This is a genomic window from Kribbella sp. NPDC051952 (assembly GCF_040680855.1).
Classification (GTDB): domain Bacteria; phylum Actinomycetota; class Actinomycetes; order Propionibacteriales; family Kribbellaceae; genus Kribbella.
Genome location: NZ_JBFAXQ010000001.1, coordinates 155,504 through 170,808 on the forward strand (window position 1 = coordinate 155,504; position 15,305 = coordinate 170,808).

17 protein-coding genes are annotated in these 15,305 nt (G+C 67.9%); 9 read left to right on the plus strand and 8 right to left on the minus strand.

Features of this window, described 5'->3' with window-relative positions; genetic code table 11:
• Window positions 1-19: 19 nt before the first annotated feature.
• Window positions 20-451, plus strand: coding sequence for a MarR family transcriptional regulator (locus AB0L70_RS00725; RefSeq protein WP_363678440.1), 432 nt, complete (start codon window positions 20-22; stop codon window positions 449-451).
• Here AB0L70_RS00725 and AB0L70_RS00730 read toward each other — a convergent pair.
• Entirely contained in the window at window positions 433-1,098 is a 666-nt protein-coding gene (locus AB0L70_RS00730; protein WP_363678442.1) for a TrmH family RNA methyltransferase, read from the minus strand. The two genes, AB0L70_RS00725 and AB0L70_RS00730, sit on opposite strands and share 19 nt — an antisense overlap.
• Before the next feature lie 24 nt (window positions 1,099-1,122).
• Between AB0L70_RS00730 and AB0L70_RS00735 the strand changes: the two genes are divergently transcribed.
• Complete coding sequence (locus tag AB0L70_RS00735) at window positions 1,123-1,827, plus strand: DedA family protein (protein ID WP_363678444.1); 705 nt, start codon at window positions 1,123-1,125, stop codon at window positions 1,825-1,827.
• Between the two features lies 1 nt (window position 1,828).
• Window positions 1,829-2,572, plus strand: coding sequence for a nucleoside phosphorylase (locus tag AB0L70_RS00740; protein ID WP_363678446.1), 744 nt, complete (start codon window positions 1,829-1,831; stop codon window positions 2,570-2,572).
• Here the strand turns inward: AB0L70_RS00740 and AB0L70_RS00745 are convergent.
• The 6 genes from AB0L70_RS00745 to AB0L70_RS00770 all read right to left on the minus strand — a co-directional run bounded on the left by AB0L70_RS00745 (window position 2,569) and on the right by AB0L70_RS00770 (window position 9,098).
• Window positions 2,569-2,958 (minus strand): hypothetical protein, encoded by a 390-nt coding sequence (locus AB0L70_RS00745; protein ID WP_363678448.1) that lies wholly within the window; start codon window positions 2,956-2,958, stop codon window positions 2,569-2,571. The two genes, AB0L70_RS00740 and AB0L70_RS00745, sit on opposite strands and share 4 nt — an antisense overlap.
• A gap of 132 nt (window positions 2,959-3,090) precedes the next feature.
• On the minus strand, window positions 3,091-6,072 hold the full coding sequence (locus AB0L70_RS00750; protein WP_363678450.1) for a BTAD domain-containing putative transcriptional regulator: 2,982 nt from the start codon (window positions 6,070-6,072) through the stop codon (window positions 3,091-3,093).
• Window positions 6,073-6,292: 220 nt separating this feature from the next.
• Window positions 6,293-7,138: a LemA family protein gene (locus AB0L70_RS00755; protein WP_363678452.1), complete on the minus strand. Its 846-nt coding sequence runs from the start codon at window positions 7,136-7,138 to the stop codon at window positions 6,293-6,295.
• 64 nt (window positions 7,139-7,202) lie between these two features.
• The gene (locus tag AB0L70_RS00760; protein WP_363678453.1) at window positions 7,203-7,904 is read right to left on the minus strand and encodes a hypothetical protein; all 702 of its coding nucleotides are present in this window, start codon (window positions 7,902-7,904) and stop codon (window positions 7,203-7,205) included.
• A complete protein-coding gene (gene pyrE / locus AB0L70_RS00765) occupies window positions 7,904-8,449 on the minus strand; it encodes an orotate phosphoribosyltransferase (protein ID WP_363678455.1) in 546 nt (181 codons plus the stop codon). Before pyrE ends, AB0L70_RS00760 begins: the two co-directional genes overlap by 1 nt.
• 31 nt (window positions 8,450-8,480) lie before the next feature.
• Window positions 8,481-9,098: a class E sortase gene (locus AB0L70_RS00770; RefSeq protein ID WP_363678456.1), complete on the minus strand. Its 618-nt coding sequence runs from the start codon at window positions 9,096-9,098 to the stop codon at window positions 8,481-8,483.
• A gap of 84 nt (window positions 9,099-9,182) precedes the next feature.
• Here AB0L70_RS00770 and tdh point away from each other — a divergent pair, with 84 nt between their 5' ends.
• The 6 genes from tdh (at window position 9,183) to AB0L70_RS00800 (ending at window position 14,163) form a co-directional block, all read left to right on the plus strand.
• Complete coding sequence (gene tdh / locus AB0L70_RS00775; protein ID WP_363678458.1) at window positions 9,183-10,232, plus strand: L-threonine 3-dehydrogenase; 1,050 nt, start codon at window positions 9,183-9,185, stop codon at window positions 10,230-10,232.
• On the plus strand, window positions 10,232-11,419 hold the full coding sequence (locus AB0L70_RS00780; protein ID WP_363678460.1) for a glycine C-acetyltransferase: 1,188 nt from the start codon (window positions 10,232-10,234) through the stop codon (window positions 11,417-11,419). Before tdh ends, AB0L70_RS00780 begins: the two co-directional genes overlap by 1 nt.
• Window positions 11,420-11,459: 40 nt before the next feature.
• Window positions 11,460-11,735, plus strand: coding sequence for a ribbon-helix-helix protein, CopG family (locus tag AB0L70_RS00785; protein ID WP_363678462.1), 276 nt, complete (start codon window positions 11,460-11,462; stop codon window positions 11,733-11,735).
• Entirely contained in the window at window positions 11,735-12,145 is a 411-nt protein-coding gene (locus AB0L70_RS00790) for a type II toxin-antitoxin system VapC family toxin (protein ID WP_363678464.1), read from the plus strand. Before AB0L70_RS00785 ends, AB0L70_RS00790 begins: the two co-directional genes overlap by 1 nt.
• 45 nt (window positions 12,146-12,190) lie before the next feature.
• A complete protein-coding gene (locus AB0L70_RS00795) occupies window positions 12,191-13,276 on the plus strand; it encodes a winged helix DNA-binding domain-containing protein (RefSeq protein WP_363678466.1) in 1,086 nt (361 codons plus the stop codon).
• A gap of 62 nt (window positions 13,277-13,338) precedes the next feature.
• Window positions 13,339-14,163 carry an aldo/keto reductase gene (locus AB0L70_RS00800; RefSeq protein ID WP_363678468.1) on the plus strand — a complete coding sequence of 275 codons (825 nt, stop codon included), beginning with the start codon at window positions 13,339-13,341 and terminating at the stop codon, window positions 14,161-14,163.
• A gap of 4 nt (window positions 14,164-14,167) precedes the next feature.
• On the opposite strand, the gene AB0L70_RS00805 is transcribed toward AB0L70_RS00800, so the two are convergent.
• Complete coding sequence (locus AB0L70_RS00805) at window positions 14,168-15,058, minus strand: LysR family transcriptional regulator (RefSeq protein WP_363678470.1); 891 nt, start codon at window positions 15,056-15,058, stop codon at window positions 14,168-14,170.
• Window positions 15,059-15,305: the final 247 nt, after the last annotated feature.

Consider the following 15,305-nt stretch of genomic DNA (forward strand, 5'->3'; position numbering starts at 1 on the left):
ATGAGCGGAGAATTAGTAAGTGGAAGCTTATGACCCACAGAAGACCGCGGTGGCTCTGCGGCGGGCGAGCACGCGGTTGGCGTTGCGGTTGCGGGCCGAGCGGCCGACCGAAGGGCTGGGGAGCACGGGGATCGCCGTGCTGGGACAGCTACATCGGCGGGGTGAGCTGACAGCGAGTGAGATCGCGGCATCCGAGCGGGTGCAGCCGCAGTCGCTCACGCGGGTGCTGGCGAGTCTCGAAGAGCAGGAGCTGATCAGCCGGTCCCAGGACACCCGGGACCGGCGGCGGCACACGATCGAGCTCACGGCCATCGGGCGACAGCTGCTGAAGGACCACATGCAGAGCTCGGACGACTGGCTCACCGACGCGATCAGCGAGCGCCTCAACCCGACCGAGCGTGCAGTGCTCCAGCTCGCAGCCGACCTGCTGGATCAACTACTGGATGGCTGACCAAACGTGTGCCGGCGGATCCAAGCGTGCATGGCGATCGCCGCCGCCGCACTCGCGTTGATCGAGCGGGTCGACCCGAACTGGGCGATCGACAACACGTCCGTGCAGATCGCATGCGCCTCAGCGGTCAACCCAGGCCCCTCCTGACCGAAGAGCAACACGCACTCAGCCGGCAGATCGTAGGTCTCCAACGGAACCGAGCCCGGCAGATTGTCGATCCCGATTACGGGCAACGCCTGCGAACCGGCGTACGACGCCAGGTCCGCCAGCTGCGGGTGATGCCGCACATGCTGGTACCGGTCCGTCACCATCGCACCGCGCCGGTTCCACTTCCGGTTCCCGACGATGTGCACCTCGGCCGCGAGGAACGCGTTGGCTGTCCGCACCACCGACCCGATATTGAGGTCGTGCTGCCAGTTCTCGATCGCGATATGGAACGGGTTCCGCTGCTCGTCGAGGTCCGCGACGATCGCCGACAACGTCCAATACCGGTACTTGTCGACCACGTTCCGCCGGTCCCCGCCCGCCAGCAACTCCGGATCCAGCCGTGGATCGTCAGGCCATTCGCCTTCCCACGGCCCGACTCCGACCTCGGCCGGCCCGACCACATCTGCTCCGCGTAGATCATCGCCACTCAGCTCCTGCACAGCTGGGGACGCTACCCTGTCCGCGTGCTTCTACATGTCGTGATGCTGATGCCGAACTGGATGGACCCGGAGTACCTGCTGAACTGGCTGGGTGACTGGGCCCTCTGGGGCACGGCCGCGGTGGTGTTCATCGAGTGCGGATTGCTGTTCCCGATCCTGCCCGGTGATTCACTGCTGTTCGCCGTCGGCCTGTTCATCGCGGCCGGGACGATCGACGTCCCACTCTGGCTCGCCTGCGTGATCCTCACCGTCTCGGCGTTCCTGGGCAACGTGTCCGGTTACTACATCGGCAGAGCACTCGGTACGACGCTCTTCCGCAATCCGAACGCTCGTTTCCTGAAACCCAAGTACATCGAGCAAACGCACGAGTTCTTCGAGCGGTACGGCCCGCGGGCGCTGGTGCTGGCCCGGTTCGTCCCGATCGTGCGGACGTTCATCACGATCGTGGCCGGCGCGGGCAGGATGGATCCGAAGAAGTTCTTCCTCTGGACCGGGATCGGCGCCGTCCTCTGGGCCTGCGGTGTGACCCTGCTGGGCCACGCGCTCGGCAACGTCGACTTCATCCACAAGAACCTCGAGGCAGCGCTCGTCCTGCTGGTGCTGATCTCGCTGATCCCCATGGTCGTCGAGTACCTGCTGGCCAGGCGCCGCTCCCGCAACGCGACCGCGGAGAATGGCCCGAAGCACGCCGGTCCCAAGCACGCGGCCGCCAACAACCACAACGACTGACGTGCGGATCCCGCTCCTGGAGGACGACCTCACCGAGCCCGGGATCATCGATCCGGCGGACATCTACAAGGCGAACGGCGCACCCCGTCGCGCGGTCATGTGCTTCTTCGCCGAGGTGGTCGAGGCGGCCGACGGATCGGCTCACGCATCGCTGGGAGCACAGGACCGTCGTCCGATGTACGTCACCAGCTGGAAGGGCGAGGAGCTCGCCTACTTCTATCCGGGCCTGGGCGCTCCGGCGGCCTGTGTGGCGATGGAGGCCGCGATTGCCATGGGCTGCCGGGATTTCGTCGCCGTCGGCGGTGCCGGTGCGCTGATCCCGGAACTCGCAATGGGCGAGGTGGTCATCGCGGAACAGGCGCTCCGCGACGAAGGTACGTCGTACCACTATCTGCCGCCGGAACGGTTCGTGAGCGCGGATCCGACCGTGAGCGCCGCGATCGCCGCGAGTCTCGAGGCGGCGGACATGCCGTATCGGAGCGGTACGACGTGGACGACCGACGCGATCTTCCGTGAGCCGCGCACACGGCTGGAGCGCCGCGTGGCCGAAGGCTGTGTGACGGTCGAGATGGAGGCGGCGGCGTTTTTCGCGGTCGCCAAGTATCGCGAGGTTCGAGTGGGTCAGCTGCTCTACGCCGGCGATGCGCTGGCCGGCGACAAGTGGGACAGCCGGGGCTGGATGCAGGCAGAGGACGTTCGTACGGCGCTCTTCGACCAAGCGCTGGATGCAGCCGCGAGACTCTAGTGCCCGAACGGGAAATGCGCCTCTGACCAAACCCAGTCGGTGCTCAAGGAATCCAGGTCCGCGACCATGACCGGACCGCTGAGCAGCGCACCGACGACCTGACCGGAGCCGAGTGAACACGCCACCCGGATCTCGCCTGCCGCGTGGTACCAGACCAGCGCCCCCCGTGGCGCGGGCCCCTCGCGCAGCAGGGCGTGATGGTCGAGCCACTGGACCGCGTCGGCCGCGTCGTGCCAGCCACTGTCCTGGGCATAGCCGAACGCCATCCGCTGGAACTTCAGCGGCCAGTCCTGCCAAGCGGTCGAACCGACGCGTTCCAGCTGCCAGTTCAATGCCGCCTCAGCGTCCCGCGGGTTCGCGACCCGCGGGACATTTCGGCCCTCCACGACAACGTCCCCCCAGGCCATAGTTCTCCCCCGATTCCCCGAACCGCCGGCCTGTCCGCCGTCGTACAAGGAAGATCTTGACGCGGGCCGATACAGCCGCCGTACATTCAGAACGTCAACCACACCACGTGATCAGCCGGCTGCGGCACCCGCGTCGAACGCGGTCAACTCCCGCCGGCACTCGGCCGCCTTGTCGTCGTTGGCCGCCTGCTGCCAGACCCGCGCGGCGCGGTCGAGGGTACGCCGGGCCGAGTCGAGGTTGCCCGTGGACAGGTAGAGCCGGCCGAGCTGCTGGGCCGCCTGCCCCTCGACGCTGCGATCGCCCAGCCGGTGGCCGATGTCGATCGCGTCGAGCAGCATCTTCCGGGCCGCCGCGACCTCACCGCGAGCCATCAGCGCCTCGCCGAGATCGGTCCGCGCGTACGTCGCACAGTGGTCGTCGCCGATGCCGTTGAAGATCGCCAGCGCGGTCCGCAACTGCCGGATCGCCTGGTCGTACTGTCCTTGTTTGCTCCGGAGCGCCGCGATCCGCCGCCGCACCTTGGCCTCGCGGTGGCTGTCCACGCGCCGGGTGGCGAGCAGGAACGCCTGGGCCAGATAGCGCCCGGCCGTCACCGTGTCGTCGCGGGACAGCCAGACGTTCGCCGCCGCGGTCCGGGCCAGCGCTTCCGCGTTGGCGTTGCCGACCTCGACGAAGGCTTCGATGGCTTTCTCGTACTGCGCCAGGCCTTCGGCCAGCGAACTGCGTTCCCGCAGCCAGGTGCCCAGACCGACGGCCGTGATGCCCTCGCCGAGCCGCTCCCCGACCTCGGCGAACAGCGGCGCGGCCGCCTGGAAGTGCCGCCAGGCGTCGTCCCAGTCGTCCTTGTAGAGGGCGAGCTGACCAAGGTTGCGATGCATGATCGCCTCGGCCCGCCGATCACCGCAGGCGATCGCATTGAGCAGGCCCTGCTGGTGCGATCCGTTCCAGTCGTCGAACCCGGCCCGCATGTCCAGGTACGGCCCCCAGGCCGCGGCGATCCGCCAGGCGTACTCGTGCAGCCCGTTCTGCGCCGCGGCCCGGATCGCGGGCACGAAGGTGCTGCGCTCGCTGTCGAACCACGCGATCGCGTCGGTCTCGGTGAACGGCGACGGATCCGGCGCCGTCAACGGACCGGTGTGCTCGTGTACGCCGAAGTATTCGAAAGCCAGGGCCTTGTTGGCCCGGCGCATCTTGTTCAGGATCGCGTCGAGAACGATCTCCACATCGCGCACGGCCTGGGCCTTCTGGTCCGCGTCGCCGACACCGAGGGCGTGCAGCCGCAGGAGATCGTGAACCCGGTAGCGCGCCGTACCGCGCTGGTCGACCGAGCTGATCCGGACCAGGTTGACCTCGATCAGTCGGTCCAGACTCCGGCGTACGGAGGCTGGTGAGGCGACCGCTTCCAGGGCCCGAGCGGAGAAGACGCCGACGGCGAAGTGGCCGATGAGGCGGTAGAGCCGGGCCTCCTCCGGGCTGAGGGCGTCGTAGCTCAGGTCGGCGCTCGTACGGACCGCCAGCTCGCCGATGCTCAGCTCGTCGAGGCGGGACGACTCGTCACGCAACCGCCGGGCCAGCTCGCGTGCGCTCAAGTCGGGACGCTGGGCCAGCCGGCTGCCCACGATCCGGATCGCAAGCGGCAGGTTGGCGCAGGCGGCGAGGATCTCCTCGGCCTCGGGTGAGGTCCGGTCGACCCGGCCGGCCCCGGCCACCGATTCGAGCAGCGCGGTCGCTTCGCGGTCGTCGAACGTGTCGAGCGGCATGCTGTCCGCACCGGCCAGATCCATCAGCCGGTTGCGACTCGTGACGACGACCGCCGAGGCACCCGTACCGGGCATCAGCGGAGTGACCTGACCAGCCGTGGCCACGTCGTCGAGGATGATCAGCACCCGGCGGCTGGCCAGCTCGGACCGCAGCATCGCCGACCGCCGCTCCGGGTCGGTCGGGACCGCGTAGTCCGGCAGGTTCAGGCTGAGCAGCAGATCGGTCAGCGCGGCGGCCGGATCGCGCGGCTGGGTCGCGCCGTGCATGTCCAGATAGATCTGACCGTCCGGAAACGACTCCCGGACCAGATGCCCGAGTCGTACGGCGAGTGACGTCTTGCCGGTCCCGGGAGCTCCGGAGATGACCGCGATCGGCGGGCGCACCGGGTCGCGACCACAGACGAGGTCGCGCAGCTGCTCCAGGTGGTCGTGGCGGCCGCTGAAGTCGGGCAGGTCAAGGGGCAACTGGCTCGGCGGGCGCTGCGGATCCGTCAGCTCCGGCGCGGACATCGGACCGGGTTGTACTTCTGGCCCGGGGCGTTCCGTCGTACGCGCTGAGGGGATGCCCGGGTTCGGCCAGTTGGCGGAGCGGCCGTTCTCGGCGCGGGCGCCGGCGGCTTCGAGTTCGGGGCCCGGCTTGATGTCGAGCTCGTCGGCCAGGGTCTGTACGGCTTTGGTGTAAGCGGCGCGCGCTTCACCGACCCGGCCGGCGGCCAGCAGGGCGTCGACCAGGCGACGCCAGAGCTGTTCGTCGTACGGGTCGTCGGTGAGGCGTGCACTCAGGAGTACGGCGGCTCCGCTCGCATCGCCGAACTCGAGCCGCAGGTCGAGCAGGTTGTCGACCAGGCCGCGGTGCTGCGCCTCGAGGCGGGCGATCGTGCCCTCCCAGGCCGCCGGGATGATCAGGTCGTCCAGCGGGCTGCCGCGCCAGAGCGAGTGGGCCCGGGACAGCACCTGCATCGCCTGCCGGCCCTCACCGGCGTCGCGGAGGTGGCCACCTTCGGCGAGCAGCGACTCGAACAGGCTGGCGTCGAGCTCGTCGACCCCGACCTCGATGCTGTAGCCGGCGGCCGAGGTGTCGATCGGCGCGGGCAGTCCGGCCTCTTGCAGTACGCCGCGCAGGACGCGGACGTAGGTGCGGATGTTCGCGGTCGCGGAGCGCGGCGGGCTCGTCTCCCAGAGTGCGTCCGCGATCAGATCGGTGGAGACGAACCGGTTCGGGTGGAGCAGCAACGTGGCCAGCAACTGACGCGGTTTCGCCGCCTTCAGCGGCTGGCCCTGAGCGTGCACGAGGCGCAGAGGTCCGAGGATTCCGTACCTCAGACTGTCCACTCGTTCTCGCCTCTCCACTCTGGAACCGACCTATCGTGGCATCCGCCTACACCCGGCGGGAAGGCCGATGTACGCCGGATGTATCTCACTGCGTCAGGGTTGACATAGGTACCGGGGGGAGGGCAGGCCCGGTGGTGGCGACTTGACCGCCGTCACCACCAGGCCGGCACTGGTTGGGAGCTCTGGGTCGGGGGTCCTGGGCTACGGGGAAAACCGGTGCCTACTGGCCACCGGTGAACGGCGGTTGTCCGTCCTGCGGCGCGGGGGAACCCGCAGGCGGTCCGCCCACCGGTGGCTGTGCCTGCCCCTGGTATCCCTGACCTTGGTATCCCTGGCCCTGGTACGGCGGCTGCTGACCCGGCTGGCCCTGGTAGCCCGGCGGGATCTGCTGCGGCGGGTAGTTGCCCTGGTCACCCGGCATCTGCGGGTGGATCTGACCGGACGACGGCGCACCCGGCTGCATCTGCGGCGGCGCCTGCTCGCCCGCGACCGAGCCGATCGTGCCGAACGAGACCTGCGGGACCGAGCGGACCGCCTCGTCCTTCACCTCGAAGTAGCCGGCCTTCTCGAACTTGAAGCCACCGGCGATCAGGTTCGACGGGAACGCCTCGATCCGGGTGTTGTAGTCGCCGACGTTCGCGTTGTAGAACCGGCGGCCGGCCGCGATCCGGTCCTCGGTGTCGGTCAGCTCGCGCTGCAGACCGAGGAAGTTCTGGTTCGACTGGAGCTGTGGGTAGGCCTCGACCGAGATCATCATCTGCCGCAGCGCGCCGGACAGCTCGCCCTCCGCCGCCGCCCGCTGCTCCGGGTTCGCGCCCTGCACGTTGACGGCCTGGGTGCGCAGCCGGGCGACCTCCTCGAACACGTGCCGCTCGTGCGCGGCGTACGCCCGGACGGTTTCGACCAGGTTCGGGATCAGGTCGTACCGGCGGTGCAACTCGACGTCGATCTGCCGCCAGGACTCCTGAATCAGGTTCCGCTGCTTGACGAACCGGTTGTACGACGTGATCAGCGCGACGGCCAGTATCACGACGATCACCACGACCGCGATGATGACGAAAGTCATTCCCTGCTCCCGAGTGTCGATAATGCTGCTTGCGACTCTACGGGTAGCCAGGTCCGCCGGGTGGTTACTGCAGACGGGGATCCACGCCGGCGTAGTCGCGCCAGACGTACGGCGGGACCTGCAGGACGACCTGCTGGAGCAGGGCGAGGCGGTTCATCACCTCGGTGGGGTCATGGGCGCCTTTGTCCCAGCCGACGAGGGAGTTCCCTTCGATCCGCCAGCCGATCTCGCCGCGGGCCAGCAGGAGTTCCATCATCCGTGGCGTGACGACCGCGTGCCCGAACCGCTCGTCGTCGGCCTTCACCCGGAAGGCCCGGTTGAACTGGTCGCTCTCGAACTGGATGTCCCGGAAGCAGAAGGCGTTGGCCACGGCGCCGCCGAAGATCCCCTCATGGGTGACCTCCAGGTGCGGCAGTGTGCCCGGGAGCTGCAGCACGACCACGCCGAACTTGTGGGTCTGCGTCGTACGACGGCCGTGCGAGTCGGTCGAGTGGGTCTGGTAGCTGTAGTCGAAGGCAACCATCTGGTGACCGTTGAACGGACCGGAAAGCACGTTCTGGACCCGCCGGTTGTCACCGGTCTGGAACGGCGTACCGGCCCACTGGCCGGCCAGCATGTTGTTGGCCTGGACGTACGACCAGCCTTGCTGCGCGGCGAATCCGGCGAACAGCTCCCGCCGCTTCTTCGCGCGAATGTAGCTGAAGTAGAAGAGGCCGGCACCGACGAGGACAGCGAACAGAACGATCAGGACTGTGCTGCTCTGCATCAGCTGAGACCCAGATCCTCGAGCCCGAACACCGCCCGGTATTCCAGGCCCTCGGACTCCACCTTCTCGCGCGCGCCGGTCGCCCGGTCCACGATCACCGCGACGGCAACGACCTCTGCCCCGGCCTGCCGCAACGCCTCGACCGCGGTGAGCACCGATCCCCCGGTGGTCGACGTGTCCTCGACCGCGAGCACCCGGCGGCCCTTCACGTCCGGCCCCTCGATCCGCCGCTGCAGCCCGTGCGTCTTCTCGGCCTTGCGTACGACGAACGCGTCCAGCGCACGCCCGTCCTGCGCGGCCGCGTGCAGCATCGACATCGCCACCGGGTCGGCACCGAGCGTCAGGCCGCCGACCGCGTCGTACTCGAGGTCCTTGGTCAGCTCCAGCATCGCCGGACCGATCAGCGGCGCGGCCGCCGAGTCCAGCGTGATCCGCCGCAGGTCGACGTAGTAGTCGGCTTCCTTGCCGGAGGCCAACGTCACCCGCCCATGCACGATGGCCTTGGTCCTGACCTGCTCCAGCAACCCGTCCCGGTCGTAGCTCATGAGCGTTGAGCTTAGAACAAGGCCGAGCTCACTACTTCTTGCTCGCCTTCACCAGGTGCCCGAAGGCGACTGATCGGTCCGGGGAGTGGAAGAGGTCCTGGCAGGTGGTCAAGGTGATGACGGACTTGCTCGGCGTCTCCCGCGGCTTGCCCGGGACGGGGTCGAGGACCCAGCTGTCGGTGGGCTTGACCGTGAGGTCGCGGGGCGAGCCGTCGAGTTCGTAGGTGTAGACGACATCGGCGGTTTCGACCAGGACCAGGTCGCCTTTGCGCAGGTCGAGGAGCTTGCGGAACGGGGAGCCGTGGGTGACGCGGTGGCCGGCGATGGCGAAGTTGCCTGGTTGGCCCGGCATCTGGGTCTGGGGATAGTGGCCGATACCGCGGGACAGGTCGTCCTTGCCGACGCCTTCCACGACAGGCTTCTCCCAGTCCGCACCGAACTTGGGGATCCGCAGCAGGACGATCGGCGTACCGGTCGACGGCGGTGTGGTCAACGGGGTCTTCCAGTCGTCACGCAGGGACTTCTCCGCCTCGCCCATCTTCTGGTTCGAGGTGATGCCGGTGCCGAAGTACTGCCAGCCGGCCCACCCGAGCAGCCCGAGCCCCGCCACCAGCAGGACGATCCCCAACCCTCGTACCAGTCCCCGCATGCGGAACAGTATGCAGTTCAACTGCAAAGGCTGTGTACGACGTGTCGATGGACGGGTGTGGTTGCCCAGGACGACGATGTGGGCATGAAGGCGCTCGTGAAGGCCGAGGCGAAGCCCGGTCTGTGGTTGCAGGAAGTTCCGGAGCCGAAGATCGAGGCCGACGAGGTCCTGATCAAGGTGCTCCGGACAGGTCTGTGCGGCACCGACCTGCACATCCAGAACTGGGATCCCTGGGCGCAGAAGAACGTGCCGGTGCCGATGGTCACCGGGCACGAGTTCTGCGGCGAGGTGGTCGAGGTCGGCGTCGGCGTCCGCGATGTCGCGGTGGGCGACCTGGTCAGCGGCGAGGGCCACCTGGTCTGTGGCCGCTGCCGCAACTGCCGCGCCGGCCGCCGTCACCTCTGCATCAAGACGCGCGGCCTGGGTGTGCACGTGCCGGGCGCGTTCGCGGAGTACGTCGCTCTGCCCGCCAGCAACGCGTGGGTCCACCGGGACGAGGTCGACCTGGATGTCGCCGCGGTCTTCGACCCGTTCGGCAACGCCGTACACACTGCCTTGTCGTTCCCGCTGGTCGGTGAGGACGTGCTGATCACCGGCGCCGGGCCGATCGGCGTGATGGCCGCGGCGGTCGCGTTGCACGCCGGTGCGCGGAACGTGGTGATCACGGACCTGTCGGAGTACCGGCTGGACCTCGCGCGCAAGATCGGCGTGACCCGGGCGGTCAACGTCGACTCGGAGACGATCGCGGAGGCGCAGCGGAACCTGGGCATGCGCGAGGGCTTCGACGTGGGTATGGAGATGTCCGGTCAGCCGGCCGCGCTGCGGGACATGCTCGCGAACATGACGCACGGCGGGAAGGTCGCGATGCTCGGCCTGCCGTCGGACGAGATCTCGATCGACTGGAGCACGGTGGTGCTCAACATGCTGACGATCAAGGGCATCTACGGCCGGGAGATGTTCGAGACCTGGTACTCGATGTCGGTCATGCTGGAACGTGGACTGGACCTGACCCCGGTGATCACCCACCGGTTCGGGTACGGCGACTTCGAGCGAGCCTTCGACGTCGCACGCCAGGGGCAGTGCGGCAAGGTGATCATGGACTGGACGACCGAAGCACTGGAGGAGAGGCACTGATGTTCGGGCGGATGCGCGACGACCTGACGACGACAATCGGCGAGATCCGGGACGCCGGACTGTACAAGTCCGAGCGGGTGATCACCTCACCCCAGCAGTCGCTGATCTCCGTTGCGTCTGGCAACGAAGTGCTGAACTTCTGCGCGAACAACTACCTCGGCCTGGCCGACCACCCCGAGGTGATCGCGGCAGCCCGGGACGCCTTGGATCGTTGGGGTTTCGGGATGGCGTCGGTCCGCTTCATCTGCGGGACGCAGCAGATCCACAAGGACCTGGAAGGTGCGCTGAGCAACTTCCTTGGTACTGAGGACACCATCCTCTACAGCTCTTGCTTCGACGCGAACGGCGGCCTGTTCGAGACCCTGCTCGGCGCCGAGGACGCGATCATCTCCGACGAGCTCAACCACGCCAGCATCATCGACGGTGTCCGGCTCTCGAAGGCTCGTCGCTTCCGCTACAAGAACCGCGACATGGCCGACCTCGAGGCCCAACTGAAGGACGCCGCCGACGCCCGCTACCGGCTGATCGCGACCGACGGCGTCTTCTCGATGGACGGGTACGTCGCTCCCCTCGACGAGATCTGCGACCTGGCCGAGCGGTACGACGCGCTCGTCATGGTGGACGACTCCCACGCGGTCGGTTTCGTCGGCTCGGACGGCGCCGGTACGCCGTCGCTGTTCGGCGTGAAGGATCGGGTCGACGTCGTCACCGGCACCCTCGGCAAGGCGCTCGGCGGTGCGTCCGGCGGCTACGTCTCCGGCCGTCGCGAGATCGTCGAACTCCTCCGCCAGCGCTCCCGCCCGTACCTGTTCTCCAACTCCCTGGCCCCGTCGGTGACGGCCGCCTCCCTGAAGGCGCTCGAACTCATCGGCGGCTCGAGCGACCTCCGCGACAAGCTGGCCGCGAACACGAAGCTCTTCCGCACCAAGATGACCGAGGCGGGCTTCGACGTACTCCCCGGCGAACACCCCATCTCCCCCGTCATGATCGGCGACGCCGCCGAAGCCGGCCGCCTGGCCGACAAGCTCCTCGGCCTCGGCATCTACGTCATCGGCTTCTCCTACCCCGTCGTCCCCCACGGCAAGGCCCGAATCCGAGTCCAACTCTCCGCCGCCCACTCCACCGACGACGTCGAACGAGCCATCACCGCCTTCACCGAAGCCCGCGCCGCGCTCGCGCAAGCCTGATCGGTACCAGGTCTGGCACCGATAGCGGTACCATGCGGGTATGGCCACGAACCTGCGACTCAGCCCGGAGGTAGCTGCCGCCCTCCAGGCGGAGGCCGAGCGCACCGGAAAGTCACAGCAGGAGATCATTCGGGATGCCGTTGCTCGACATCTCCACCTGATCGGGCACGAGGCGCCTCTTTCGGACCGGGAGCAGGCCCGAGTGGCCGGCCTGGTTCGGCCGGCACGGGTGCCGTACCGGCGGGCGGCACCTCGGCTCCGCCTTCCGGAAGGTATGACCAGTCTCGAGCTGCTCGATCGAGAGGACCGGCTCTGATGCGTGTGTATGTGGACAGCAGCGCGCTCATCAAGCGAGTGGTCCTCGAAGACGAGTCCGACGCGTTGCTGGACTTCCTCGACGCGCATTACCAACAGGACGACCTGCTGACCTCGTCCTCCCTGGCCTGGATCGAGGTCTCGCGTGCCGTGATGGCTCGCGCCAGGTCGCCGATCGCGGCCGGCGACCTGATCGACGAAGCGATGTCCGGTATCGACGAACGCCCGATGACCGCCGACGTCATCAGCGTTGCGCGCCGCGTCGAGCCGCTGATCTTGCGCAGCCTCGACGCTATTCACCTCACTACAGCGGTCCTGATCGACGCTGACGTCGTCGTCACCTACGACGATCGCCTCGCCGACGCATGCCGGCGAAATTCTCTTGCCGTCGCATCACCCGGACGCGAGTAGACGCACTCAGCTGACTTTGTCGGTGGGGCGGGGGAGGATGCGGGCATGGCGGTTTTGAGTGTTAAGGCGGTCAATCGGGCTACGCTCGCGCGGCAACTGTTGCTGGAGCGGGAGGGCGCGACGGGGGTTGACGTCGTGCGACGGCTGGTGGGGATGCAGGGGCAGGAGCCCAAGCATCCGTACGTCGGGTTGTGGACTCGGATCACTGGGTTCGAGGAGTCGGAGCTCGATGACGCGGTCAAGGCGCGGGAGGTTGTCCGGGCGACGATGTTCCGGGGGACGTTGCACCTGGTGACGGCCGCGGACTATCTGCGGTTTCGGAGCACGGTGAGTCCGGTGCTCGAGGCCGGGCTGAAGGTGCTCGGCGATCGGGGCGCGGGGCTGGAGCCGGCGAAGGTGGTGGCTGCGGCGAAGAAGCTGCTGGCGAAGGAGCCGCTGACCTTCACCGAGGTTCGGGACGCCTTGCAGCAGCAGTTCCCCGAGGTGAACGAGCGCGCGCTCGGGTTCTGCACCCGAATGATGGTTCCGCTGGTGATGTACCCGACGGACGCGCGGTGGAGTTGGTCCGCGAACGCGCGCTTCACGCCGGCCGAGGACTGGATCGGCGGGAAGCTGATCGCCGAGTCGCTGGCAGCAGAGCTCGTCACTCGCTACCTGGCCGCCTTCGGCCCAGCCACCCCCGCGGACTTCCAGACCTGGTCCGGACTGCAGAAGGCGAAGCCACTGTTCGACTCGCTCGAGCTGGAGACCTTCACGGACGAGGCCGGCAAGACGTTGTACGACGTACCCGATGGGCCGCGGCCGGATCCGGACACCGCGGCACCGGTGCGCTTCCTGCCCGAGTTCGACAACGTGCTGCTCTCGCACGCGAAACGGGAGCGGATCATCGCGGACGAGCACAAGCCGGCCGTGTACACGAAGAATCTCCGGGTGAAGGCGACGTACACCGTCGATGGCCTGGTCGCGGGGCTGTGGACGGCGGAAAAGAAGCGGGGTGTGGCGACTCTCACCATCACACCGTTCGGGCGGACGCTGAAGAAGACGATGACGGAGCTGGAGCGGGAAGGCACCGCGCTGCTGGAGTTCCTGGAGCCGGATGCAAAGTCCTACGCAGTGGTTACGGGCAGTTGATGAGGTTGTTGTCACACGTCGGATGACTGGGCCAGAACCGCTCGGCCCGGTGGAATAGACAGATGAGCACAGTCCCCACCATCACTCTGGACAACGGCGTCGAGATCCCGCAGCTGGGCCTGGGGGTCTGGCAGGTCGAGGACGAGATCGTCGCCGACGTGGTCACGACCGCGTTCGAGGCCGGCTACCGGCACATCGACACCGCGGCCGCCTATCAGAACGAGGCCGGCGTCGGGCGCGCGATCGCGGCCGCCGGTCTACCTCGCGACGACCTGTTCATCACGACCAAGCTGCAGAACGGTGACCAGGGCTACGACAGCACGCTGGCCGCGTTCGACCGCAGCATCGCGCAGCTCGGCCTCGAGTACGTCGACCTGTACCTGATCCACTGGCAGTGCCTGAAGCGGGACAAGTACGTCGACACCTGGAAGGCGTTCGAGCAGCTGTACGCCGACAAGCGGGTACGCGCGATCGGCGTCTCGAACTTCCACGAGCCTGCCCTGCGGCGGATCTTCGAGGAGACCACGATCCGCCCGGCGGTGAACCAGATCGAGCTGCACCCGGCGCTGCCGCAGGACGAGCTGCGCGCGTTCAACGCGGAGAACGACATCATCACCGAGTCGTGGAGCCCGCTGGCACAGGGCCAACTGCTGGACCAGCCGGCCCTGCGGACGCTGGCCGACAAGCACGGCAAGACGCCGGCGCAGGTCGTCATCCGCTGGCACCTCCAGCTCGGCAACGTGGTGATCCCGAAGTCGAAGACCCCGAGCCGGATCCAGGAGAACATCGCCGTCTTCGACTTCCAGCTCGACAACGACGACATGGCCGCGATCGCCGATCTCGAGACCGGCGTACGCACCGGCGGCGACCCCGACGTCTTCGGCTGAGCCGCTAGACCGACTCGAGGAACCGGGCCAGGACAGGCGAACGGTTGTCCGGCGACCAGGCGACGGAGAGTTGCCAGGGTGGTAGGTCGTCGGACAACTCGCGATAGACGACGAAGTCCGGGTTCGACAGCGGAGCCGGGGTGATCAGCAGCGAGACCCCGAGACCGGCGGCGACGAGCGACACGATCGTCTGTACGTCGGCGGCCTCCTGCTCGATCCGCGGTGAGAACCCGGCCGCCCGGCAGAACCCGACGATCGTGTCGTGGACGGCCGGCCCACTCGGCCGCGAGTACAGCACGAACGCCTCCTCCGCGAGGTCGGCCAGCCGGACCCGCTTCCGTCGGGCCAACCGATGCTGCGCCGGCAGCGCCACCACGAGCGGGTCCGCCGACACCACCCGTGAGGTCAGTCGAGGCCCCAGTTGTACGGCGTCTGTCCCACCAGCCGACGCCGGCCGCAGCAACCCCACATCGATCCGCCCGTCCCGCAGCGCCTCGGTCTGGCGGATCGTGGTCATCGACTCCAGGTCCAGAATCACCTGCGGATAGGCCGCCCGGAACGGCCCCAGGATCCGCGGCAGCACCTCGAAGGTCGCCGACTGGACGAACCGCAGCCGCAGCGTCCCGAGCTCACCACGTTGGGTCCGCTGCGCCGTGCGTACCGCCTCGTCGGACCGCCGGAGCAGCTCCCTCGCGTCGGCCAGGAAGGTCTCGCCGGCCGCGGTCAGCACGAACCGTTTCCGGACCCGGGCGAACAGTTCCACCCCGAGATCGTGTTCGAGCGCGGCGATCTGGCGGCTCAGGGACGGCTGGGTGAGGTGCAGTTTGAGGGCGGCGCGGCCGACGTTCAGCTCCTCGGCCACCACGACGAACGACCTGAGCAGGCGCAGTTCCATACCGTCAATCATGCACCATGCGCATCAACTCTGCACTGAAGTTTCATTGGACGCATCAAGGGCCTCGTTCCTACCGTTGAAGGGACGAAAGGAACCACCGTGCAATACATCCCGTTCTCCATGATCAAGTCGATCCACGAACAGACCCATTCCGCCGAGCCCCATGCCCCGGTTCGCCCCTATATCCCGCCGCGCCACCCACTCCGCGCTGTGAAGCGCTGGCTGCGACGCTCGCGCCCCGTCCCGC